We start from the raw sequence: 22,127 nt of genomic DNA, 5'->3' as shown, positions 1-22,127 counted from the left end.
CTCGCGGAGGACCAACCCCAGGTGGAGGGTTCCTAGCGGCTGTTGAGATAGGTGAGGACGGCGAGCACGCGGCGGTTGTCGTCGTCCGACGGCGCGAGGCCCAGCTTGGCGAAGATGGAGGCCGTGTGCTTGGCCACGGCGCTCTCGCTCAGGTAGAGCCGCTGGCAGATGGCCGTGTTGGAGCGCCCCTCCGCCATGGCCTCCAGCACCTCCCGCTCGCGCGGCGTGAGCGCGGCCAGCGGCTCGTTCCTGGCGTTGCTGGCCAGCAGCTTGGCGATGACCTCGGGGTCCATGGCCGTGCCGCCCTCGGCGACCCGGCGTACGGCGTCGATGAACTGCTCGGCGTTGAAGACCCGGTCCTTGAGCAGGTAGCCGATCGCGCCCGAGCCGTCGGCCAGCAGCTCGCGCGCGTAGAGCTGCTCGACGTGCTGCGACAGCACCAGGATCGGCAGCCCCGGCACCTGCTTCCTGGCCGCGAGTGCCGCCTGCAGCCCCTCGTCCGTGAACGTGGGCGGCAGCCGTACGTCCACGATCGAGACGTCGGGCCGCAGCTCCAGCAGGCCCCGCAGCAGCTCGGGCCCGCTCTCCACGGCCGCCACGACCGAGAAGCCGTGGGCCTGGAGCAGGTGCACCAGCCCGTCTCTGAGCAGGTAGAGGTCCTCGGCGACGAGTACGCGGTTCTTCATCAGCACCAGGGTTTGATAGGCGTGGCTCGTGCGAACCACAGGTCGCGGTTGTGATTGGAGGGTATCCAGATGGCCAGGATGTGCATGCACAGGCCCAGACTGATCATGCCGAGGATGACCGGCCACTGCCAGGGCTCGGGCATGTACAGGGCGAGGAACCAGGTCTTCTCCTCGATGCCGAACGTCTTGAAGATGCCGGCCACGAGCCCCTGGGGGAACGTCGGGCACCAGGCCGTGGCCCAGAGGAGGATGACGATGGCCGCCTTCCAGCGCGGCAGCCTGGGCAGGCTGCCCGCCCAGTGGTCGGGCAGCACCCGGGGCAGCTCCATCGTCACGGTGGTGGGGCCGCCCGCCGGGCTGTTCAGGGCGAGCACCCCGTCGAAGGCGGCCAGCCGCCGCTCGATCCCGGACAGGCCGCTGCCCTTGGCCGGGTCGGCGCCGCCCATGCCGTCGTCGGTGACGGTGACGCGCAGATGCGGGCCGTTGGTGCTGAGGTCCACCGTCGCCGTCTGCGCGTCGCCGTGCCGGGCGGCGTTGGAGAGCAGCTCGCTGACCGCGAAGTACACCGCCGCCTCCACCGGGGCCTCGGGCCGGTGCGGCAGATCGACGTCCACCGTGACCTGCAACGGGCTGTCTATGGCCAGCGCGCGTACGGCGTCGGCGAGCCCGCGCTCGGCCAGCACCGGCGGGTGGATGCCGCGGATGACCCTGCGCAGCTCGGTCAGCGTCTCGGAGGAGGCGTCCCTGGCCTTCGACAGCAGCGCCTTGGCCGCCGCGGGGTCGTCGTCGACCAGCTGCTCGACCGCGCCCAGCGTCATGCCGATCGCCACCAGCCTGGCCTGCGTGCCGTCGTGCAGGTCCCGCTCGATCCTGCGCATCTCGGCCGCCTGCGAGTCGGCGGCCAGGTTACGCGTCCGCTTGAGGTGGCTCACCTGGCTGGCCAGGCGGCTGGCGGCGGTCGGGCGGAGCAGCATGTCGCTCCAGAGGGCGTAGACCCGCAGGCCGCGCTCGGGGAGCACGACGAACACCGGCAGCAGCGCCAGCTTCACCAGCGGTTCGAGCACCAGCCAGATCGTGTCGCGCCAGGTCGCCGGGTCGGAGACCAGCCACTTCCACCGGTTGTTCCACGCGGGGATCCGCGGCGACTTGTAGAGGGTCCGGTCGGAGCGGTACATGCCGTCCGACTGCGGCACCGGAGGCGGGGGCTCGGGCAGGTACGGAGACTCGATGTGGACGCCGGTCCACCGCCCCACCAGCCGCCGGTTGAGCTCGGCCATCCTCCTGACCAGCTGGACCTGCGGCGAATACAGGAACACCATGCCCAGGCCGAACGACAGCAGCAGCATGACGAGGCTGAGCGCGATCGCCTGCACCTCAAGGAGGAGGAGCCCGAGCAGCGCCGCAGCCTGGCCGAACCTTCGGAGCAGCATGCTCCCAGTCTGGGCCAACGGCCCCGGTCAGACCATTGCACCTAGATACACCCTTGCCCGACATCCAACCGGATTCCCCCGCGAACGCCGTGTTTCTAGCGTCGTCTGCATGAAAGTCATCGAAGTCAGGAACCTGCGCAAGCAGTACCCGAACCACCTGGCGGTCGACGACGTGTCGTTCGAGGTCGCGGAGGGTGAGATCTTCGGCATCCTCGGCCCGAACGGCGCGGGCAAGACCACCACGGTGGAGTGCGTGGCCGGCCTGCGCGTGCCCGACGGCGGCACCGTACGGGTGACCGGGCTGGACCCGCAGCTCAACAGGGGCGAGCTGCGGCGAGTGCTCGGGATGCAGCTCCAGAGCGCCGCGCTGCCCGACAAGATCAAGGTGTGGGAGGCCATGGACCTCTACGCCTCCTTCTACCCCGACCCCGCCGACTGGTCCGAGCTGCTCGAACGCGTCGGCCTCGGCGCGAAGCGCGACACGGCGTTCAAGAAGCTCTCCGGCGGGCAGCGCCAGCGGCTCTCCGTCGCGCTGTCCCTGGTCGGCAGGCCGCGCGTGGCGGTGCTGGACGAGCTGACCACCGGGCTCGACCCGCAGGCCCGCAGGGACACCTGGGAGCTGGTCCAGCAGGTACGCGACTCGGGCGTGACGATCGTGCTGGTCACCCACTTCATGGAGGAGGCCGAGCGGCTCTGCGACCGGCTCGCCCTCATCGACGTGGGCAAGGTGGTCGCCACGGACACGCCCGCCGGGCTCATCGCGCAGGTGGGCGGGGAGCAGCGGCTGAGGTTCCGGCCGTCGGGGCCCGTCGACGACGCCGTGCTGCGGGCCCTGCCCGAGGTGCGGCAGGTCACGAGGAGCGGCGACCAGCTCGTGGTGAGCGGCACCGGCAACCTCGCGCCGGCCGTCACGCTCGCCCTGGCCCAGCACCAGATCGTTCCAGGAGACCTGCGGATCGAGCAGGCCACGCTCGACGACGCGTTCCTCGCGCTCACCGGAAGGAAGCTGTCATGAAGCTGCTCCTCGTGGAGACCAAGCTGCACCTGCGCGAATGGCCGTTCCTGCTCTTCACGGTCGGGCTGCCGGTCGCGCTCCTGCTCGTGCTGGGCCTCAGCATCCCGGACATGACCCAGCCCGGGGCATCGGGGGAGCGGGCCGTGGACACGCAGCTGCCGAGCCTGATGACGCTGCTCTCGCTGCTGACCCTGGCCTGCAGCGTGGTGCCCGCGGTGCTGACCGCGTACCGCGAGCAAGGGGTGCTCAGGCGGATGTCCACCACGCCCGTGCACCCGGCACGGCTGCTGGGGGTGCAGCTCCTGATCAACCTGGTGGTCGGAGCGGTCACCACGGCCCTGCTGATCGTGACGGGCTCGCTGGTGTTCGGGGCGGCGGCGCCGCGGGAGTGGGTGGGGTTCGTCCTGGTCTTCCTGCTCGGCAGCGCCTCCCTGCAGGCCATCGGGCTGGTGATCGCCGCGCTGGCGCCCAACGCGAAGGTCGCGCCGGGGATTGGGTCCGCGGTGATGTTCCCGCTGATGTTCCTGGGGGGAATGTGGGTGCCGCGCGACATCATGCCGGACGCGCTGAAGGTGGTCAGCGACTATTCCGTCGCGGGGCCGTTCGCCCAGGCGCTCAGGGACACCTGGGCGGGCCACGCGCCGCAGCTCGCGCACCTGGCGGTGGTGGCCGCCGGGCTGGTGATCTTCGGTGGGCTGGCCGTGCGGCTGTTCAGGTGGGAGTGAGGCTAGCGCCCGGCCCAGACCGGGCGCGCGCCGGTGACGTTGGTCATCAGGGAGTAGAGCGAGGACGAGGCCGCGATGAACAGCCGGTTGCGCTTGAGCCCGCCGAACACCAGGTTGGCCGTGGGCTCCGGCATGTTCAGCCGGCCGATCAGCGTCCCGTCGGGGTCGTAGCAGAGCACCGCCCTGCCCGCCGCGGCCCAGACGCGGCCCGTGTCGTCGAGCCGCAGGCCGTCGAAGCTGTCCTGCTCCGTGCCCTCGGCGAAGACCTTGCCGCCTGCGAGCGTGCCGTCCTCGCGCACGTCGAACACGCGCAGGTGCCTCATGCGGGTGTCGGCCACGTAGAGCCGGCTCTCGTCGAGCGAGAACGCCAGGCCGTTGGGGCGGACGAAGTCGTCGGCCACGACGCGGACCTCGCCCGTCACCGGGTCGGCGCGGTAGACGTGGCAGCCGTCGATCTCCTGCTCGGCGGCGTAGCCCTCGTAGTTGCTGAGGATCCCGTACGGCGGGTCCGTGAACCAGACGGACCCGTCGGAGCGGACCACGACGTCGTTGGGGCTGTTGAGGCGCCTGCCCTCCCACCGGTCGGCGATGACCGTGATCGAGCCGTCGTGCTCGGTGCGGGTGACGCGGCGGTTGCCGTGCTCGCAGGAGATCAGCCGGCCCTCGCGGTCGAGGGTGTTGCCGTTGGTGTAACCGGACGGCTGGCGGAACAGCCCGACCGCGCCCGTCATCTCGTCCCAGCGCAGCATCCGCTCGTTGGGGATGTCGCTCCAGACCAGGAACCGGCCGGCCGGGAAGTAAACAGGGCCCTCCGCCCAGCGGGTGCCGGTGTGCAGGCGTTCGACGTAGTCGTCTCCGCCCACCCCGGCGAACCGCTCGTCGAGCACCTCGAACTCAGTGGGGATCGTGTCCGTCATGCCGTCACAATATCCTGTTCGACATCTCCGGTATATGACTGGATATCATTCGGCTGTGGATGAGATCGACAGAATGCTGATCGGACTGCTGCAGGAGGACGCCACCCGGTCGTACGCGGTGCTGGGCCAGGCGGTGGGGCTGTCCAGCGGGGCCGCGCACGAGCGGGTGCGCAAGCTGCGCGAGCGCGGGGTGATCAGGCGCACGACGGTCGAGGTGGACCAGGAGGCGCTCGGGCGCACGGTGGCGGCGTACGTGCTCGTGGACGGGAGCACCTGGATGGGCGACAGCGCCGACCGGCTGGCGGCGATCCCGGAGATCGAGGAGGCGCACGTCATCGCGGGCCCCGCGTCGGTGCTGCTCAAGGTCCGTACGGCCGGGACGGTCGAGCTCCAAGACGTGCTGCGCCGGGTGTTCGGAGTGGACGGCGTCACGGGCACGCAGACGATCGTGGTCCTGGAGACCCTCTTCGAGCGAACCCTCAAGTAATCTCCAGGTATGACGAAGGTCGCCTGGAACACCAAGGAGCTCACCGTCGGCCAGCTCGCCGAGCGCAGCGGGGTCGCCGTGTCCGCCCTGCACTTCTACGAGGCCAAGGGCCTGATCAAGAGTCGTCGTACGGCCGGCAACCAGCGCCGCTACACCCGTGACAGCCTGCGCAGGGTCGCGTTCATCAGGCTGGCCCAGCGCATCGGCATCCCCCTGAAGACCATCAAGGACGCCCTGGCCGAGCTGCCGGACGAGCGCACCCCCAACCGCGACGACTGGGCCCGGCTGTCGGCGGCCTGGCGCGGCGAGCTCGACGACCGGATCGAGCAGCTCCAGCGGCTGCGCGACGACCTCACCGACTGCATCGGGTGCGGCTGCCTGTCCCTCGACCGGTGCCCGGTGGCCAACCCGCACGACCGGCTCGGAGACGAGGGGCCGGGCGCGCGCCGCATCGACACCCGGCTCTGCACGCCACAGAAGTTCTGCGCCACGTCGACCGGCTGCGACCCCGGGGCGGACCCGTCTCTACCCGCGGCGTCCTGACGACCCACCCCCGAGGGGCCCTTCCGATCCCCCTGAAGGACCCCGGAGGGGTTGTCCGCTCAGCGGGTGGGCTTGGCCGGCGGGACGATGAGCGTCGGCCGGTGCGCGTGATGCAGCACGTGGTTGGACACACTGCCGAGCAGCACCGACCGCACCCCGGCCAGCCCACGCGACCCCGTGACGATCAACGAGGCGTCCAGCTCGTCCGCCACGTCCACGATCTTCTTCCAGATGGACTCGTTGTCGGCCACCGCCCGATAGGTGACGTCCGAGAGCCCGGAGGCGATGGCCAGTTCGGCCCCCTCCCGGGCATGCTGCTCGGCCTGGGCGTGCGCCTCGTCCTCGGTGCTCTGGTCGATGGCGCCCGCGGCCAGCGGATACTTCTTGAGCTGGACGAGCAGCGGCTCCCACACCGTGATGACGACAGTGGGCTCGGCGGCGAGGTGCTTGGCCGCGAACTCGATCGCGGCGCGCGAGTCGGCGGAGCCGTCATAGGCGACAAGGATGGTCATGGCATTCTTCCCTTCGCTTCACTCTTTCGCTAAAGCACTGAAGCGATCAGGTGCCATTCCGGAGCCCGCTGTCTCCTTTGTCACACCCTCAGGACTCGGTGAGAGCGATGAGGATGTGCTCCATGCAGGCGTGGCCCGCCCGCTCGGCCGCCGTCGCGTCCCCCGCCGCGATGGCGCGGGCGATGGCGTCGTGCGGGATGTAGCTCTTGTTGAGCGAGGTGCCCGCGGCCGTGATGCTGGCGCGCAGGGCCGCCGAGAAGTCCTCGTAGAGGTCGATCAGCACCAGGTTGTGCGTCGCGTGCGCCACGGCCATGTGGAAGGCCAGGTCGGCCTCGACGAAGTAGTCGGGGTCGTCCAGCTCCCAGGCCCGGTCCCGCTCGGCCAGGGCCGCCTCGATGCGCTTGATGTCGTCGTCCGTACGCCGGGTGGCGGCCAGGCGCGCGGACTCGACCTCGAGCGCACGGCGTACCTCGAGGATCTCGAGCTGTTCGGCCTGCTTGAGCCGGCGCAGCATCGCGCCGGACAGCTCGCTGGTCGCGCGGACGTAAGTGCCGTCCCCCTGACGGCACTCGAGCAGCCCGGCGTGCGTGAGCGCGCGTACGGCCTCCCGAACGGTGTTGCGGCCCACCCCGAGTTGCTCGGCGAGCACCGTCTCGGTCGGGATCTTGCCGTTCATTGGCCACGACCCTGAGGTGATCTGCTCCTTGAGCTGATCGATCACCTGGTCGACGAGCGAGGCCCGCTGCGCCGTACGCAGACTCACAGTCCGCCTCCTCCGGGGAAACCAATCATCCTATGAGTCAATGACTGGTCGACCCTAATTATTCCAGACTCAAAACGCCAAATCTGGAGCTCCCGGAGGGTCAGCGCGAAACTGTGGCGTCGAGGGTCACCCCCGCCATGACAGAACGGACTCCGGCGGCTTCGAGGGCTTTACGATACGCGGCGGTCTGCTGCGTGCCGGCCCCGGCCTTGCCGTAGAGGTCGCCCAGCTCACGCCAGCAACGGGCGGCCTGCCGGTCGGATCCGAACACCGGCCGGTCGAGCGTGTCGAGCGCCTGGTGGGCGTCGCGCAGGTGCGCGGCGGCGTCGGCCCCCTCCTCGAACGCGACGGTGGCCAGCACGAGGTGGGCCTCGGCCGGCGTGGTGCCGGCGTGCTCGGGCGACAGGCCCAGCGCCGTGTTCGCCAGCTCGCTCGCCCGCGCCGAGGCGCCGGTCCGCAGCATGACCCGCGCGTGCACGATGAGGCTCTCGCCATGCTCGCGCGCCGTGCCGGGAGAGGCGGCGAACGCCCCGGCGGCGGCCGAGACGAGCTGCTCGGCCTCGTCGGCCGGAACGGTGGTCAGCCTGGACCAGTGCATGGCGGTCCTGGCCAGTTGCAGCGACAGCCGCGTCTGGCGGCCGGCCATGATCGCGTCGTCGGCGAGGCGCACGGCCAGGGCCGAGTCCTCGCCGGCAGCGGCGGCGGCGCTCGCGTGCCACAGCGCCTGAATCTCTCCGGAACGGTCCACAACTTCAGGAACGCCGGTCAGATCCAGCACCCGCTTGACGTATCCCAGCTCGCGGGACTCGCTCTCACGCTCGCTGCGTGCCTCGACCAGAGCGGCTGCCAGGTCGACGGCGATCTCGCCCTGCGTGATGGACAGCCGCTCGGCCTGCTCAAGGGCGGCGGTGGCCAGGTCGCGGGCCCGCAGGCGGTCGCCCGCCCGCTGGTAGCAGCGGCTCAGTGCGATTGTGAGCGGGAGGTCGGCCAGCCGCTCGGGGTGAGCCGCGGCCTCCCTGCGCAGACGCTCGAACGCCTCCACCGCCTGACCGAGGCGACCCTGGGCCTCGAGCGCACGCGCCCTGCCGAACCGGGCGTGCGCGGTCAGCATGGCGTTTTCCTCGTCGGCCGCCTTCACGATCTCCGTGAAGCGGTCGGCGGCGACGGACGGATCGCCGTGTTGCAGCTCGAGCTCGGCGTGGCGCAGGCCGAGCTCGGTGTCGATGCGCTGCCGAGGCTCGATCCCGTGAAGGAGGAACTCGGTCGTGCACCCCAGCCGCTCGGCGAGCAGCCGGGCCACGACAGGAGTCGGCGTGCGCTTGCCCGACTCAATGAGCGAGACATAACTGTCAGACAGGTCGGGTCCGGCCAGTTGGGCCTGGGACATCCGCCTGTTCAGCCGCAGTCCTCGGACGCGGTCACCGATGGTTCCCTGACTCGGCATCTCATCTCTCAAGGCGGGGAAGGGTCAACAACACGCAATGATTGCATGAAGTGGCCGAATCGGGTATCCCCGAGTGAAGAATTCCCCGCGAGGAGATTAATCGTCGCTCTCGTCCTTGCTGGGAAAAAGCATCCCGCAGACCTCGAGGTACAGCGTCTCGGGGTACGGAATGTACTCGACCGTCGAGAGTGCCTGGTCCTGACCTGCTGACTCGAGGATGAACTCACCGTAACCGAGCATGCGCCCAAGCAGACTTCTTTGGAAGCTCATGTCGGTGACCTTGCCCAAAGGCATCATCGCGACCTTACGGGTGATCAAGCCCGTTGTCAGCAGCATCCGCTTGGAAGTCACCACAAAGTAATCGACCGACCACTCCGCGACTTTCCACACGAATCTCACCAGTAGCAACAGCCACAGCCACCACACCACGACGAGCGCCGTGCCACCTTGATCGCTGCCTCCGAAGAACTTGCTGAGCAAGCCCGCGACGATCAAACCGGCGAGCACCTCAGCGATCGGACGCAGCAAGATCGCAGGGTGCCGCCGCACCATGATGAACTGTTGTTCTTGGGGGAGTAGGTAACGGTTGACCGACGACGGCGCGGAGTCCCCGTGCGTCACAAGTCTCATGAGAGGCTGTTCACAAATTGAGCCAGCGAGTCGGCCGCGTTGAACACCGTGTCGAACGCTCCTCTCACCGCGTCCGCGGCGTCAGATGGTCGCGCGAACAGGTAGTACGCCACAAATGCGATACCACCGTATGTGAGGACTTTTTTGACCTGCACCGTCGCCTCCGTGCCCTTGCACTCCACCGCCCTATACATTACCCACCCCGATGCCGGGGTAAAGATGCCTTGGCGGGATAGTTCCGATCTTGTTCAGCCGCGTTCACTGGCCACCAGGGCCAGGACGTGAAGGTGCTTGCGCGCGATGCGCTCCACAAGGCTTGGGTGGGCGTACCCGGTGACCTCCAGCGCGCCGTAGTGCGCTGCTTCAACGCAGCGGGTTACGGTGGTCGCGGAGTGGATGCCGGCGAACTCGTCGCACAGCACTGTTTCCACCTCCGCGTACGGAGCCGGGTCCGCCTCGGTGTGATCGCTCATCGTGCTCCCCCACGCGCATGCGGAAGTTGCCTTCCTGCCTCTTCGTACCCACGAAACAACAGTATGTAACGAAGAGATGACTGCGCGTGACGAGAAGGGTGCTTTTGGGACGTCGTGGCGTCAGACCACGCCGTAGAGGCGGTCGCCCGCGTCGCCGAGGCCGGGCACGATGTAGCCGTTCTCGTTGAGCCGCTCGTCGAGCGCGGCGGTCACCACGCGGATGGGCTTGCCCGAGTTCGCGAACACCTTGTCCATGTAGGCCAGGCCCTCGGGGGCGGCCAGCAGGCAGATGGCCGTGACGTCGACCGCGCCCCTGTCGAACAGGAACTGCACGGCCGCCGCCAGCGTGCCGCCGGTGGCCAGCATCGGGTCGACGACGTAGCACTGGCGCCCGGACAGGTCGTCGGGCAGCCGCGTGGCGTACGTCTCGGCCTGGAGCGTGGACTCGTTCCTGATCATGCCGAGGAACCCGACCTCGGCCGTGGGCAGCAGCCTGGTCATGCCGTCGAGCATGCCGAGCCCGGCGCGCAGGATGGGCACCACCAGCGGGTAGGGCTTGGCCAGCCGCACGCCGTGGGCGGGGGCCACGGGCGTCTCGACCGTGACGTCGTTGATCCGTACGTCGCGGGTGGCCTCGTACGCGAGCAGCGTCACGAGCTCATCCGCGAGCCTGCGGAAGGTCGGCGAGTCGGTGCGGACATCGCGCAGAGTGGTCAGCTTGTGGGCCACGAGCGGATGGTCGACGACCAGGGTTTCCATAGACGGCAAGGCTATCCGCTGGGGAACGTGCTGGGGACCCCGCCACCTGCGACGGTTCCCGGGGCGCGGTCCGCCGCCCCGGCGCGTCAGGTCATTGGTTTTGATCACAATTTGGTCCGAGAGGCACACGCCTAGTGCGCGGGTCTGGAACGATTGGGTGCTGGTGATATCTGTCGTGTCAGAGGTCGGGTGGGGATGGCGATGACAGACGAAGACGACGCTCTCGATTTCGCCATCGTGGTTTACCGCGAGGACGAGTGCTGGGACGCCGAGCTGCTGCCGGTCGTGCTCACGTCTGATCTGAAGGGGCTGATCCACGCTCTGCGTCAGCAGCCCAGCGAGAGCGGGACGATCGGCCTGGTCGCCGTAGGCGACGAGTTCTTCGTGGCGCTGCGGGTCCTGGGCGAGCGGGTCGACGTGTTCCTGTCCGACATCGCCGCCTCCTGGGACTTCCCGCTGGCCCGTCAGGTTCTCGACTACCTCGACGTGCCGGTGCCGGACGAGGAGGAGCTCGACGAGATCCTCCAGGACGAGGAGACCGTGCTGCCCGCCGGGGATCTGTCGATCTTCGCTGATCTCGGGTTGGACGAGATGGAGCTGGGCATCCTCTCCGGCGACATAGATCTGCTGCCCGAAGATGTGCTGTCCAGCATCGCCGCACGGCTCGGCTTCTCCGAGCCGTTCGAGCGTGCCATCGAATCAGTCTTCGGCTGACCCCCCTGGAGCTCGGACATGGCGTCCAACACCTTCTCTGCGGCTTTCGTCAGGACTTCGGGCGGCTGGAGCGGCGCCGAGATCGATCTGAGCAGCGCCGAGATCGTCGACGACCTCGGTGACGCGGTCACGGAGACGCTGGGTCTCTCCGGTGACGAGCTGGCCCTGCTCTGCGTCGAGGTCGAGGACGAGTGGTTCGCGATCGCCCGCTACCGGGGCGAGGAGGAGCCGCGCGTGTTCCTGTCGGACGCGCACGCGATCCTGTCCGACAGCCTGGGCGAGCTGTTCGCCGAGTTCGCCGGAGTGGCGCCCGACAAGGAGGGCAACGGCATGGGCGTGCGCCCGGCCGGCGACTTCGAGCTGCTCGCCGATCTCGGGGTCAGCTCCGAGGAGCTGCTGGAGCTGAGCATGGAGGAGGGCATGCTGCCGGCCGACATCCTGTCGGTGATCGCCGAGCGGCTGTCCTTCGCCGACGAGCTCGACCGGCTGCGGTGACCCGGCTCCCGCCGTGACGTACGAGGAGGCCATGCGCCTGGCGCTGGCGCAGGCGGTCGCGGCGGAGGCCAGGGGAGAGATCCCGGTGGGCGCGGTGGTCCTCGACCCGCTCGGCGAGGTCCTGGCCGCGGCGGGCAACGACCGCGAGTCCTCCGCCGACCCGACGGCCCACGCCGAGGTGCTCGCGCTCCGGCAGGCGGCCATGCGGCGCGGGCAGTGGCGGCTGAGCGGCTGCACGCTCGTGGTGACCCTGGAGCCCTGCACGATGTGCGCGGGCGCCGCCGTGCTGGCCAGGGTCGACCGGATCGTGTACGGCGCGGTGGACGAGAAGGGCGGGGCCGTGGGCTCGCTCTGGGACGTCGTACGCGACCGCCGGCTCAACCATCGGCCCGAGGTAGTCATGGGAGTCCTGGCGGACGAGTGCTCGTCGGCGCTAAAGCGGTTCTTCGCCACTCGCAGGATCCGGTAAGCTCGTGCGCGGTGGTGTCGCCTAGTGGCCGAGGGCGCACGCCTCGAAAGCGTGTGATGGGGCAACTCATCCGTGGGTTCAAATCCCACCACCACCGCCGCCACGAAGGGCCTCTGACCTGAACTGACAGGTCGGAGGCCCTTCGTCATGTTGCCCGACGCCGTTCAGAGGGCGAGGTGCGGGCGGAGGCGGCTCAGGGCTCTGTCCGGCTCGTGGTGGGCGGCGAGGGCCGCGGCGAGCAGGAGGCGGGCCTTGGGGGCGGTGAGGGAGCCGGCGAAGACGGCGCCCGCCTCGGCGAGGGTGGCTCCTCCGCCCGAGCCGTAGACGGGCATGGCCGGTCCCTGGCGGCAGCGCGAGGTGACGAGCACGGGAATGCCCGCCGCGACACACGTGCGGATCTCACGCAGCAGCCCAGGCGTCGGGTTGCCCGCGCCCAGTGCCTCCACCACCAGGCCGCGGGCGCCGGCGGCGCGCAGCGCGGCGACGTGGACGCCGTCCGCCCCCACGTACGCGGGCACGATGTCCACGCGGGCGTCCAGGGTGCCGAGCTCGGCCAGGTCGAACCCGTCGGGACGGACGGGCCGGGCGGCCAGGTGGACCTGAGAGCCGTACACGTGGCCGATCGGGCCGTGGCCGGGGCTGTCGAACGCCTCCGGCGACGTGGTGTGGACCTTGGTGGCGTGCCGGGCCGCGTGGAGCCGTCCGGCCATCACGACGACGGCTCCGAGGCCGGGACCGGCGTGGGCGGCCACCCGCAGAGCGTCGGCGATGTTCCGGGGGCCGTCGCCGTCGGGTTCGGCCGCGTGCCTCTGCGCTCCGGTGAACACCACCGTCCGGTCGGGTCCCAGCACCAGGTCCACCAGGTAGGCGGTCTCCTCCATGGTGTCGGTGCCGTGCGTGACGACGATCCCGTCCACCTCGGGATCGCGCGCCGCGGCGCACACGCGGCCGGCGATCAGCAGCACCTGGCCGAGGGTGAGGTTGAAGCTGTGGACGAGCATCGCCTCCTCGACCGTCACCTGGGGCCCGGCCATGTCCACGAGATCGCCGCCCGGCACGGCGACGCTGACCGTCCCGTCCGGGCCGGGCCGGGAGGCGATCGTGCCGCCCGTGGTGATGACGTGCACGCGCGGGCCGCTCATCGGGGGAGCACCTCCTCGCGCGCACGGACCTCGGGGGCCGGGACGCGGCGGGCCGCCCGCCTGGCGAGCAGGTAGTACAGCCCGCCGGCCACCAGGCCGCCCGACAGCCACGAGAAGTCGGTGTCGTTCAGCGCGCGGGCTATGGGCCCCTGCGTCGCGGGCACCATGCCGAACTGCCAGCTCCACGCCGCGACCAGCCCCAGCCCCAGGCTGATCATCGCGCCGCGGTTCACCGGCCCGTACGGCGAGGCGCTGTCACCGTACAGGGGCGGCAGGTCGATCCGCCCCTTGCGGATCACGAAGAAGTCGACCAGCACGATGCTCGCCCACGGGCTGATCCAGACGAGGATCGACACCATCCAGTGGTCGAAGGCGCGGGCGAAGCTGTCCGCCTGAAGGAACACCGCCAGCACCCCCGACGCCACCACCCCCGCTGCCAGGGTCAGCTTCCACCGGGCGATCCGGATGCCGACGGACAGGGCGGCGAGTGAGCAGGAGTAGAGGTTGAGGATGTTCGTGGCGATCGGCCCGTGCATGATCAGCAGCAGGACGGGGATGGCCATGATCCCGAAGAGGCCCGTCACCAGGCTCGACGGATCGGCGGAGCCGCCCCCGCTGGCCAGGTACGCGCCCAGCGCGGCGAGCCACACGGTCGGCACGTACATGCCGAGCGCGGTGGACCAGAACACCGACCTGCCGGGCGTGCCGGCGCGGACGAAGCGGCTGTAGTCGGCGGAGTAGGGCAACCAGCTGATCCCCCAGCCGATGCCGATCGCGGTGAGCAGCTGCGTGACGGCGGTGAACTTGGAGCCGGGCGTCACCGCGGTGGCGGTCGTCCAGTCGGCATCGGTCTGCGACACCGCGAGCACGGTCATGACGGCCATGAGCAGCACGGTGGCCGGGACGGTGTACTTCTCGAACGTGCGGATGGCGTAGAAGCCGTACAGCGCCAGGAACAGCTGCACGGCCATGATGACCCCGGCCACCAGGTACTTCAGCCCCGCGCCGCCGTGCACGCCCAGCTGCGCGAGGATCGCGAGCACCAGGTCCAGCACCACCCAGGTGTTGACCCCGACCCAGCCCATCGTCAGCAACCCCTGGACGACGCCGGGGACGATCGCGCCCCTGCGGCCGAAGGCGCCACGGCCGAGGACCATCTGGTTGACGCCGGTACGGTGTCCCATCAGGTTGAACAGGCCGAAGATCGCGCAGCCGAAGAGGTTGCCGACGGCCACCACGGCGATGGTCTCCACCAGGCTGAGGCCCAGCGTGATGCCGAGGGCGCCGAGCACCCAGTTGATCGGCGCGATGTTGGCGCCCGCCCAGATCCAGAACTGCTGCCAGGGGGTCGAGTCGCGGGCCGCCGCCGGGATCGGCTCGATGCCGTGGTCGTCGAACCGCACGGCCTCCGGCTCGCCGGCCGGGGCGGTGTCGTGGCTGGGTGACATGGTGCCTCCTCGTGGTGTGACAGGCACCACATAAACACTGGTGCGGTCCTCGTGAAGAGTGGAGAAACCTCTAGCAATACCGCCGGAAGATGTCTAGATTCACACCATGTTCACGCTCAATGCCCTGGTGGGCGACGCGACGCTCGAACTCCGCGTGCTCATCCCCGGGCCGGCGGGCGCGCTGGACGAGCCGGTGGCCTGGGTCCACAACACCGAGCTGCCCGATCCCTCGGCGTACGTCCAGGAGAGCGAGCTGGTCCTGACCAACGGCCTGTGGCTGGGCCAGGTGACGGCGGCCGAGTTCGTGGCGAGCGTGAAACGCGCCAGGGCCGCGGGAATCGTGTTCGGCCTGCGGGCCGAGACGCCGCGCACGCCGGAGGAGCTCGTCCGGGCGTGCGGGGAGGCGGAGCTGCCCCTGCTGGAGATCTCCCAGGCGGTGCCGTTCACCGCGATCTCCCATGCGGTCTCCGCGCTCTACACCGACCAGCGTCAACAGGCCCTCATCGGCATGGTGCGCCGCGGCGACGCGCTGGCCACGGCGATCTCACGCGGAGCCGGCGCCTCCGGCGTGCTCCGCGTGCTGACGAAGGACCACGACCTGCCTCTGGCGGTGGTCGACCGGATGGCCCGGCTGCTCGCGACGACCGGCGCGCGGCTCGACGAGGAACAACTGCGCATCGTGGCCGCGGGACTGTCCCGGCACCCGCCGGCCCTGGAACTCGACCTGGGCGACGGCCTGGCGGCCCTGTACCCCGTGGGCGCGGTGGGCGACATCGACGCGGCGCTCGTCTGCCTGCGCCCGCTGTCCGGCCTGGCCCCCGCCGAGCGCGAGGCGCTGGAGCAGGCCGCCAGGTTCCTCAGCCTGGAGGTGGCCAAGCAGCAGGCCGTCCAGGCCATCGAGATGCGCTTCGCGGGCGAGCTGCTGGAGATGGTGCTGTCCGGCGGGCGCGCGACGGAGGTGGCCGGACGGCTGCGGGCGTTCGGCGTGGACCCGGCGGGGCCGCTGACGGTCTGCGCGGTCGCCTTCGCCGAGGAGGAGGCCACGCCGCACGGGCTCGCGCAGGTGATAGGCGACTTCCTCGCCGCCGAGGGGGTGCCGGCCGTCGTGGCGGGCGGCACCCAGGACGTCGTCACGGTGCTCGCCTGGCGCCGGCCGGAGCGGGAGCTGTCCCTGCTGGCGGAGCGGCTGGTCAGGGCCGTGGACAAGCGGTTTCCCGGACGGCGGCCCGTCGCCGGGCTCGGCGGCATGGCGCCGCACTCGGCGGAGCTGCGCCGGCCGCTCATGCAGTCCCGGGAGGCGTGCCGGGTGCTGCGCCGCAACCGCAACGGGCCGGCCGTGCGCAGCTTCGCCGAGCTGGGCACGCACCGGCTCCTGCTCGGGCTGGTCGACCAGGGCACGCTGCGCGCGTTCTCCCATGACCTGCTGGCGTCCCTGCGCGAGCACGACGCCCGGCGCGGCAGCGACCTCGAACTGACGGTGCGCGCCTTTCTCGACCACGACGGGCAGTGGGCGACGACGGCGGCCGCCCTGCACATCCACGTCAACACGCTGCGCAACCGGCTCGCCAAGGCGGCCGAGCTGACCGGCAGGGACGTCAGCCGCACCGAAGACCGGGTGGACCTGTTCCTCGCGCTCGCCATCGACGCCATGGCGTGACCGGTCAGGTGGGATAGGTCTCCGGGTCCGCGGCCGGCGGCCGTGGGCGGCGGGTGGGCAGGTCCGGATCCCCCGCCGCCGTCTCGGCCACGTCCCGGCACCGGGCGAACCGTACGTCCCCGCACCCGAGCGCGTACTCGATGAACCGGCGCAACGCCTCGGCCCGGCCGGGGCGGCCCGACAGGAACGGATGCACGCACAGGTTGAACAGGCACCTGTAGCGGCGCATCCCGTCCAGCTCGGCCCGCCACAGCTCCAGCACCTTCGCGGGCGACTCGATGACCGAGCCGACGTGCGGCGCCGGCAGGAAGGCGTACTGCTCCCAGTCGTCGAGCGACCAGTGGACGGGCAGCTCGACGATGTCCGCCGACCGCGTCGCGACCCGGTAGGGACGGTCGTCGCCCATCAACGAGGAGTCGTAACGCAGGCCGTGCTCGGCGACCAGTTCGGCCGTCTGCCACGACGCCTCCCACAGCGCCGCCCGGTGCCCGATGATCTCGATGCCCTGATCGGCGAACACCGCCAGCGCTCGCTCGAAGTCCGCGCGTTCCTCCTCCGGAGTCATCGACGTGGGCGCCCGGTGGCTGTAGGAGTGGTGCGCCACCTCGTGCCCGCGCTCGACGATCGACGCGGCCAGGCCGGGCCGCTGCTCGGCCACCCACCCGGGCACGAAGAACGTGGCGGGGACGCGCAGGTCGTCCAGGATCCCCAGGATGCGGGGCAGGCCCACGTCGGGCCCGTACGCCTGGTGCGACATCGTGCTCGCGTGCTGGGCGTAGCGGCGACCCTGGGCGAGGATCGGCGTCTCGGCGTCCACGTCGAACGTCAGCGTCACGACGGCCGCGGCACCCTGGTGCCAGCTGTCGGTCACGCCGACCACCTGCCTTCCCGTTCAGATCCGCGCCGCTTGCCGCCACTGGCGGGCGTTGCCCAAGGTGGCCATGGGCTGCAGCATCATATGGTCGAACTCCGCCGGGGGCAGTCCCTGGCCCAGGCGTCGCGGCAGGTCGGGGTTGGCCAGCGCGCCCCGTCCCACGGACACCAGGTCGGCGTGGCCGTCCGACAGCACTTGAGCAGCCTGGGTGAGGTCGTGCATGCCGCCGTTCGCGATGACGGGCAGGCCGGTCACCTGACGGGCCAGGCCGGTGATCGTGACGCCGCCGTCCAGGCGCGCGGTCTCGATCCAGTCCCGCCCCTCGCTGGCGATGTGCAGGTAGCTCGCGCCCGCTTCGGCCAGCGCCGCGAAGATGACCTTGGCGTCGTGGGTGCCGCCGGGCCACCGGTGGACGAAGTCGTTCACCTTGGTCTGCGAGAGCCGGATGCCGACGCAGAACTCCCCGCCCAGCTCGGCGCGGATCGCGGCCACCACCTCGGCGGCGAGGCGGACCCGCCCGGCCACCGGGCCTCCGTAGGAGTCGTCGCGCAGGTTGGTGTAGTCGGTGAGGAACTGGTCCACCAGGTAGCCGTTGGCGCCGTGCACCTCGACGCCGTCGAAGCCCGCCTCCCTGGCGCGCGCCGCCGACCGTACGAAGCCGTCCACCGCCGTCTCGATGTCGGCCAGGCTCATCGCCCTGGGCGTCGGCCACCTGCCGCTGCCGCCGTACTCGGGCAGCTTCTCCCCGCGCGGAGGTACGGCCGACGGGCCCGCGGTGTCGTCGCGATAGCGGTTGCCCTGGGACAGCGCACCGCCGTGCATCAGCTGCATGAAGATCCGCGACCCGGCGGCGTGCACCTGCTCGGTGATCTCCCGCCAGGCCGCCACGTGCTCGGCGGACACGATGCCCGGCTGGTTGAGGTAGCCCTGGCTGTAGACGGTGTCGGTGTACGTGCCCTCGGTGATCAGCAGGCCGAAGCCGCCCTGGGCGTACGCGGTGTAGTAGTCGGTCATCTCGGGGGTCGGCGTGCCGTCCGGAGCCGCCGAGACCCGGGTCATGGGGGCCACCACGAGGCGGTTGGCCAGGGTGAGCCGTCCGATCCGTTCGGGTCGCAACGCCGGGTGGCCGGAGCCGGTGAGGATGTCGGTCATGGGAGTTCGCTCCTTGGAAAGGGTGATGCGGGTCAGGGCAGGACGTCGATCGCCAGCGGCGTCGGCTCGCCGCCGTTGATGTCCACGAGGTCCTGCGGGCAGGCGGACACGACGACCACGCAGTCCGTCTCCGCCAGGAAGGTGATCGCGTCCCCCGGACGACTGGTCGCCGGCAGCCAGCGGAGCCGCCCGTCGTCCTCCACGGGGATGCGCATGAACACGTTGACCGGCTGCGGGGTGAACGGGACGGACAGTCCCATTCCGGCCAGAGCCCGGTTCAGGTTGTCCGCGCACGAGGCGTGGCCGCCCGCCGCTCCCAGCGCGGCGTACCGGGCCGGGTCGCAGGCCGGGATCAGCATGTCGTGCCAGCCCGGGGACGTGTCGGAGACCAGGGTGAGGACGGGGCGGCGGCGGTCGGTGACGAACTGCTGGCCCACCGCGGGAAAGAGCCGGTTCGTGGAGCCGCGGGTGTGGGCGGCGCTCAGGTGCTCGGTCAGGGTTTCCGTGAAACCGCCGGACCCTGCGGAGGCGGGGACGAAGGCGAAGACGTCACCGACCTGGCCGCCCTCCAGATCGACGACGCTCACGCGCCGGCCCGCGGCCACCCGCACGGCACGGCCTTCGCGGGCGGGTACGACCGTGCGGCTTTCGGCGGTCATGGATCTCATGGAGCCAGAAAACCATCGCGGGCTCCGCTCGGCCTATGGATGATCACCCAGTGAACAGCGCACTTACTGGAACTATCTCCAGTTTCTCCTCGATGAATGATGTTGGAAACCGGGGCCGCCGGTCGTGCGCGCATACGAAAAAGGAGCCGCGCGATTCGCGGCTCCTTTTTCGTATCTCAGTTGGGCAGCTCAAGCACCCTGGCGTGCAGGATCGATCTTTGGTGCAGGGCCGCGCGCAACGCGCGGTGCAGGCCGTCCTCCAGATAGAGCTCGCCCTGCCACTGCACCACGTGCGGGAAAAGGTCTCCGTAGAAGGTGGAGTCGGCGGCGAGCAGCGAGTGCAGGTCCAGTACGGCCTTCGTGGTGATCAACGAGTCGAGCCGGACCTGCCGTGGCGGAATCTGCGCCCACTCCCGGTTGGAGAGGCCGTGGTCGGGATAAGGGCGTCCGTCGCCGACAAGCTTGAAGATCACCCACCCGATTTTAGGAGAGAATTCGATTCCTTGCGTTGTCCGGGAGCGTCAACGCAGGTCGGCCGGTTCGCAGGCGCCGGCTCCGCCGTTTTTGTAGCCGCGTTGGAAGGCGTTGACGCGTTGCGCGGAGCTGCCGTGCGTGAACGATTCAGGATCGATTCTGCCGGTGGTGCGTTGCTGGATTCTGTCGTCACCGACCGCGGCGGCGGCGTCCAGGGCTTCTGAGATATCCGACCGGGTGAACGGCTTGTCGTAGAAGCCGGTGCTGACCGCGTTGTGCGCCCAGACGCCGGCGTAGCAGTCGGCCTGGAGCTCGGTGGTGACGGAGGAGCCGCCCGAGTCGAGTGCGCCGAGGAGGTTCTGGACGTGGTGGCCGTACTCGTGGGCGATCACGTACGCCTGCGCGAACGGGCCGCCCTTGGCACCGAACTGGCTGTGGAGCTGGTCGAAGAAGCTCAGGTCGAGGTAGACGCGCTGGTCGCCGGGGCAGTAGAAGGGGCCGACCGCGGAGCTGGCCGTGCCGCAGCCCGTACGTAACCGGCCGGAGTAGAGGATGGTCTTAGCCGGCCGATATCCCGAAATTTCCTGCTTCCAGTAGTCCTGGATGCTGTTGACCACGCCCACCACCCGGCACCGCTCCGACTGGTCGGCGTCCTTGCCCGTGTGGCACTGCTGGGACAGGTTGGACGGGGGCCGCCGCTGGGCGGGCTCGGCGCCGCTGCCCACGTTGTTCAGGACGAAGACCAGCACGAGCACGATCAGGCTCACGATGCCGCCACCGCCGAGGATCACGCCACCGGGGAAGCCGCCGCCGGAGCCGCCACCGCCCGAATAGCCGCCGGCGTCCTCCACCTGCGAGGGGTCGAGTTCGACGTCGTCTCTGAAGTCCATTCTGACGTCCCTTCTGGGGGTGCCGCCCGCATGACAGCTTCCCCGCAGAGCCGCGTCAGATACCTCCGGAGAACGTGTCGCACCGCTTGGGGTCCCCGCTGTCGTACCCGACAGTGAACCACTTCTTCCGCTGCTGCGACGTGCCGTGGGTGAAGGCGTCGGGGGTCACGCGGCCCTGCGTGCGCCGCTGGATGCTGTCGTCCCCGACCGCCGAGGCCGCGCTGAGCGCCTGCTCGATGTCCGTCTGGGAGAACGGCTCCCGGTAGAAGCCGGTCTTGACCGCGTTGTGCGCCCAGACGCCCGCGTAGCAGTCGGCCTGCAGCTCCAGCCGTACCGATGGGCTGCCGGCGCCCGGCCTGCTGTCGGGGCCGACCCTGTTCATGGTGCCGAGCAGGTTCTGGACGTGGTGGCCGTACTCGTGGGCGACCACGTACGCCTGCGCGAACGGGCCGCCCTCGGCGCCGAAGTCCCGCTGGAGCGTGTTGAAGAACGACAGGTCGAGGTAGACCTTGCGATCGGCGGGGCAGTAGAAGGGGCCCACGGCGGCGTCGGCGGTGCCGCAGCCGGTGTTGACCGCGTTGGAGAACAGCACGGTCTTGGCGGGCGTGTATGTCTTGCCTCGCTCCTGGAACGCCTGCCGCCAGTACGTCTGGATGCTGTTGACCGTGCCGACGACGCGGCAGTCCTCGGACTGCTCGGCATCGGCGCCGGTGCGGCACCGCGCCGCCAGGTTGCCGGTCGGGGCGGCCGCGGTCGGGGCGGGCGGCTGCTGCCCGCCTCCCTGCGGGCCACCTTCCTGCGGGCCTCCCTGGCCGCTGAACGGCGACGGGACGATCCCGAACAGGAACAGCGCGGCCGCCGCCAGAATGAGCAACAGGCAGCCGCCACAGCCGCCCCGGCCGCCGATGGGCAGCGTGCACCCGCCCGGCATCCCGCCTCCGCCCGGCTGCGGCCCCGAGGCCCGTGCGTCCTCGACCTGCGACGGATCGAGTTGAGCGTCGTCGTCGAACTGCATGCCCTCCTACTCCCCAGCGACGGCATGAATACGCAGTGCGACAAATCAGGGATGCGAAAAACCGGATATGTCAGCTAATCTGCCGATATGACGGGTGGCTTGATCGGGATCGCTCTGGTGTCGCTGGGTATGGTTCTCACCCCCGGGCCGAACATGGTCTATCTGATCTCGCGATCGATCGCCCAGGGCCGCCGGGCCGGCCTGATCTCTCTCACCGGCGTCTTCCTCGGCTTCACCCTCTACCTGACCGCGACGTGCCTGGGGCTGACGGCTGTCTTCGCGTACGTACCGGCCGCGTACACGGCACTCAAGCTCGCCGGCGCCGCGTACCTGCTCTGGCTGGCCTGGAACGCGCTCAAGCCGGGCGGCACCTCGGCCTTCCAGCCGCGCGAGCTGGAGCCGGAGCCTCCGCGCAAGCTGTTCGGCATGGGCCTGCTGACCTGCCTGCTCAACCCCAAGATCGCCATCCTGTACCTGTCGCTGCTCCCGCAGTTCATCGACCCGTCGATGGGCCACGTGCTGCTGCAGAGCCTGGCGCTCGGCTCGGTCCAGATCGTGGTCGCCACCACGGTCAACGGCCTGATCGCCATCTCGGCCGGCGCCCTGGCCGCCTTCCTGGGCAGCCGCCCCCTCTGGCTCCGTGTCCAGCGCTACGTCACGGGCACGGTCCTCGGCGTCTTCGCCATCCACATGGCCACCGACCGCTCGAAGGCCATGGTGGCCACCTGACCGGGACACCTGGATC

General features: G+C 70.1%; 27 protein-coding genes and 1 tRNA gene. 10 read left to right on the top strand and 18 right to left on the bottom strand.

The features are described from left to right. Window positions 1-32: 32 nt before the first annotated feature. Together ABZS69_RS50345 and ABZS69_RS50340 are read right to left on the bottom strand one after the other, a co-directional pair. The gene (locus tag ABZS69_RS50345) at window positions 33-686 is read right to left on the bottom strand and encodes a response regulator transcription factor (protein ID WP_355387032.1); all 654 of its coding nucleotides are present in this window, start codon (window positions 684-686) and stop codon (window positions 33-35) included. After that, window positions 686-2,116 (bottom strand): histidine kinase, encoded by a 1,431-nt coding sequence (locus tag ABZS69_RS50340; RefSeq protein WP_355387029.1) that lies wholly within the window; start codon window positions 2,114-2,116, stop codon window positions 686-688. The genes ABZS69_RS50345 and ABZS69_RS50340 overlap by 1 nt, the downstream gene beginning before the upstream one ends. Before the next feature lie 109 nt (window positions 2,117-2,225). Here ABZS69_RS50340 and ABZS69_RS50335 point away from each other — a divergent pair, with 109 nt between their 5' ends. Both ABZS69_RS50335 and ABZS69_RS50330 read left to right on the top strand, forming a co-directional pair. Beyond that, on the top strand, window positions 2,226-3,131 hold the full coding sequence (locus tag ABZS69_RS50335; protein ID WP_355387026.1) for an ABC transporter ATP-binding protein: 906 nt from the start codon (window positions 2,226-2,228) through the stop codon (window positions 3,129-3,131). Beyond that, window positions 3,128-3,856 (top strand): ABC transporter permease, encoded by a 729-nt coding sequence (locus ABZS69_RS50330; RefSeq protein ID WP_355387023.1) that lies wholly within the window; start codon window positions 3,128-3,130, stop codon window positions 3,854-3,856. Before ABZS69_RS50335 ends, ABZS69_RS50330 begins: the two co-directional genes overlap by 4 nt. A gap of 2 nt (window positions 3,857-3,858) precedes the next feature. Here ABZS69_RS50330 and ABZS69_RS50325 read toward each other — a convergent pair whose 3' ends face one another. Further along, window positions 3,859-4,773 (bottom strand): SMP-30/gluconolactonase/LRE family protein, encoded by a 915-nt coding sequence (locus ABZS69_RS50325; RefSeq protein ID WP_355387021.1) that lies wholly within the window; start codon window positions 4,771-4,773, stop codon window positions 3,859-3,861. 55 nt (window positions 4,774-4,828) lie between these two features. On the opposite strand from ABZS69_RS50325, the gene ABZS69_RS50320 reads away from it, so the two are divergent. Together ABZS69_RS50320 and soxR are read left to right on the top strand one after the other, a co-directional pair. Further along, window positions 4,829-5,260 (top strand): Lrp/AsnC family transcriptional regulator, encoded by a 432-nt coding sequence (locus ABZS69_RS50320; RefSeq protein WP_355387018.1) that lies wholly within the window; start codon window positions 4,829-4,831, stop codon window positions 5,258-5,260. Window positions 5,261-5,269: 9 nt separating this feature from the next. Beyond that, window positions 5,270-5,803, top strand: coding sequence for a redox-sensitive transcriptional activator SoxR (gene soxR / locus ABZS69_RS50315; protein WP_355387016.1), 534 nt, complete (start codon window positions 5,270-5,272; stop codon window positions 5,801-5,803). 59 nt (window positions 5,804-5,862) lie between these two features. Here the strand turns inward: soxR and ABZS69_RS50310 are convergent, their stop codons facing one another. The 7 genes from ABZS69_RS50310 to upp all read right to left on the bottom strand — a co-directional run bounded on the left by ABZS69_RS50310 (window position 5,863) and on the right by upp (window position 10,384). Then, window positions 5,863-6,315, bottom strand: a complete 453-nt coding sequence (locus ABZS69_RS50310; protein WP_355387013.1) for a universal stress protein — start codon at window positions 6,313-6,315, stop codon at window positions 5,863-5,865. An 88-nt stretch (window positions 6,316-6,403) separates the two neighbouring features. Next, window positions 6,404-7,078: a FadR/GntR family transcriptional regulator gene (locus ABZS69_RS50305; RefSeq protein WP_355387010.1), complete on the bottom strand. Its 675-nt coding sequence runs from the start codon at window positions 7,076-7,078 to the stop codon at window positions 6,404-6,406. Between the two features lie 100 nt (window positions 7,079-7,178). Further along, the gene (locus ABZS69_RS50300) at window positions 7,179-8,522 is read right to left on the bottom strand and encodes a helix-turn-helix transcriptional regulator (RefSeq protein ID WP_355387007.1); all 1,344 of its coding nucleotides are present in this window, start codon (window positions 8,520-8,522) and stop codon (window positions 7,179-7,181) included. A gap of 96 nt (window positions 8,523-8,618) precedes the next feature. After that, window positions 8,619-9,152: a PH domain-containing protein gene (locus tag ABZS69_RS50295; RefSeq protein ID WP_355387004.1), complete on the bottom strand. Its 534-nt coding sequence runs from the start codon at window positions 9,150-9,152 to the stop codon at window positions 8,619-8,621. Next, window positions 9,149-9,334 (bottom strand): hypothetical protein, encoded by a 186-nt coding sequence (locus ABZS69_RS50290; RefSeq protein ID WP_355387001.1) that lies wholly within the window; start codon window positions 9,332-9,334, stop codon window positions 9,149-9,151. Before ABZS69_RS50290 ends, ABZS69_RS50295 begins: the two co-directional genes overlap by 4 nt. Window positions 9,335-9,400: 66 nt before the next feature. After that, entirely contained in the window at window positions 9,401-9,625 is a 225-nt protein-coding gene (locus ABZS69_RS50285; protein WP_355386998.1) for a hypothetical protein, read from the bottom strand. Window positions 9,626-9,745: 120 nt separating this feature from the next. Then, window positions 9,746-10,384: a uracil phosphoribosyltransferase gene (gene upp / locus ABZS69_RS50280; RefSeq protein WP_350724129.1), complete on the bottom strand. Its 639-nt coding sequence runs from the start codon at window positions 10,382-10,384 to the stop codon at window positions 9,746-9,748. A gap of 195 nt (window positions 10,385-10,579) precedes the next feature. On the opposite strand from upp, the gene ABZS69_RS50275 reads away from it, so the two are divergent. From ABZS69_RS50275 to ABZS69_RS50260, 4 genes are all read left to right on the top strand, one after another. Next, entirely contained in the window at window positions 10,580-11,098 is a 519-nt protein-coding gene (locus tag ABZS69_RS50275; protein ID WP_192788984.1) for a tRNA adenosine deaminase-associated protein, read from the top strand. Window positions 11,099-11,116: 18 nt separating this feature from the next. Further along, a complete protein-coding gene (locus ABZS69_RS50270; protein WP_355386994.1) occupies window positions 11,117-11,593 on the top strand; it encodes a tRNA adenosine deaminase-associated protein in 477 nt (158 codons plus the stop codon). Between the two features lie 31 nt (window positions 11,594-11,624). Then, window positions 11,625-12,062, top strand: a complete 438-nt coding sequence (tadA, locus tag ABZS69_RS50265) for a tRNA adenosine(34) deaminase TadA (RefSeq protein ID WP_355387232.1) — start codon at window positions 11,625-11,627, stop codon at window positions 12,060-12,062. Window positions 12,063-12,072: 10 nt separating this feature from the next. Beyond that, window positions 12,073-12,159 (top strand) — tRNA-Ser (locus ABZS69_RS50260). A 67-nt stretch (window positions 12,160-12,226) separates the two neighbouring features. Here ABZS69_RS50260 and ABZS69_RS50255 read toward each other — a convergent pair. Together ABZS69_RS50255 and ABZS69_RS50250 are read right to left on the bottom strand one after the other, a co-directional pair. Beyond that, window positions 12,227-13,204, bottom strand: coding sequence for an asparaginase (locus ABZS69_RS50255; RefSeq protein WP_355386991.1), 978 nt, complete (start codon window positions 13,202-13,204; stop codon window positions 12,227-12,229). Next, window positions 13,201-14,652 (bottom strand): cytosine permease, encoded by a 1,452-nt coding sequence (locus ABZS69_RS50250; protein WP_355386989.1) that lies wholly within the window; start codon window positions 14,650-14,652, stop codon window positions 13,201-13,203. Before ABZS69_RS50250 ends, ABZS69_RS50255 begins: the two co-directional genes overlap by 4 nt. Before the next feature lie 106 nt (window positions 14,653-14,758). On the opposite strand from ABZS69_RS50250, the gene ABZS69_RS50245 reads away from it, so the two are divergent. Beyond that, the gene (locus ABZS69_RS50245) at window positions 14,759-16,309 is read left to right on the top strand and encodes a PucR family transcriptional regulator ligand-binding domain-containing protein (protein ID WP_355386986.1); all 1,551 of its coding nucleotides are present in this window, start codon (window positions 14,759-14,761) and stop codon (window positions 16,307-16,309) included. 4 nt (window positions 16,310-16,313) lie between these two features. On the opposite strand, the gene ABZS69_RS50240 is transcribed toward ABZS69_RS50245, so the two are convergent. The 6 genes from ABZS69_RS50240 to ABZS69_RS50215 all read right to left on the bottom strand — a co-directional run bounded on the left by ABZS69_RS50240 (window position 16,314) and on the right by ABZS69_RS50215 (window position 21,382). Next, window positions 16,314-17,180 carry a polysaccharide deacetylase gene (locus ABZS69_RS50240; RefSeq protein ID WP_355386983.1) on the bottom strand — a complete coding sequence of 289 codons (867 nt, stop codon included), beginning with the start codon at window positions 17,178-17,180 and terminating at the stop codon, window positions 16,314-16,316. Window positions 17,181-17,201: 21 nt separating this feature from the next. After that, window positions 17,202-18,335, bottom strand: coding sequence for an NADH:flavin oxidoreductase (locus ABZS69_RS50235; RefSeq protein WP_355386981.1), 1,134 nt, complete (start codon window positions 18,333-18,335; stop codon window positions 17,202-17,204). A 32-nt stretch (window positions 18,336-18,367) separates the two neighbouring features. After that, the gene (locus ABZS69_RS50230) at window positions 18,368-18,994 is read right to left on the bottom strand and encodes an urea carboxylase-associated family protein (RefSeq protein ID WP_355386978.1); all 627 of its coding nucleotides are present in this window, start codon (window positions 18,992-18,994) and stop codon (window positions 18,368-18,370) included. Between the two features lie 185 nt (window positions 18,995-19,179). Beyond that, a complete protein-coding gene (locus ABZS69_RS50225; protein WP_185069514.1) occupies window positions 19,180-19,476 on the bottom strand; it encodes a type II toxin-antitoxin system VapB family antitoxin in 297 nt (98 codons plus the stop codon). A 48-nt stretch (window positions 19,477-19,524) separates the two neighbouring features. Further along, a complete protein-coding gene (locus tag ABZS69_RS50220) occupies window positions 19,525-20,367 on the bottom strand; it encodes a neutral zinc metallopeptidase (RefSeq protein WP_355386975.1) in 843 nt (280 codons plus the stop codon). A gap of 55 nt (window positions 20,368-20,422) precedes the next feature. Further along, a complete protein-coding gene (locus ABZS69_RS50215) occupies window positions 20,423-21,382 on the bottom strand; it encodes a neutral zinc metallopeptidase (protein WP_355386972.1) in 960 nt (319 codons plus the stop codon). Window positions 21,383-21,469: 87 nt separating this feature from the next. On the opposite strand from ABZS69_RS50215, the gene ABZS69_RS50210 reads away from it, so the two are divergent. Then, a complete protein-coding gene (locus tag ABZS69_RS50210) occupies window positions 21,470-22,111 on the top strand; it encodes a LysE family translocator (RefSeq protein WP_355386969.1) in 642 nt (213 codons plus the stop codon). Window positions 22,112-22,127: the final 16 nt, after the last annotated feature.

Source organism: Nonomuraea sp. NPDC005650 (genome assembly GCF_040605375.1).
GTDB lineage: Bacteria > Actinomycetota > Actinomycetes > Streptosporangiales > Streptosporangiaceae > Nonomuraea.
The sequence above is the reverse complement of the archived record's forward strand: the minus strand, read 5'-3'. Positions and strand labels throughout refer to the sequence as shown.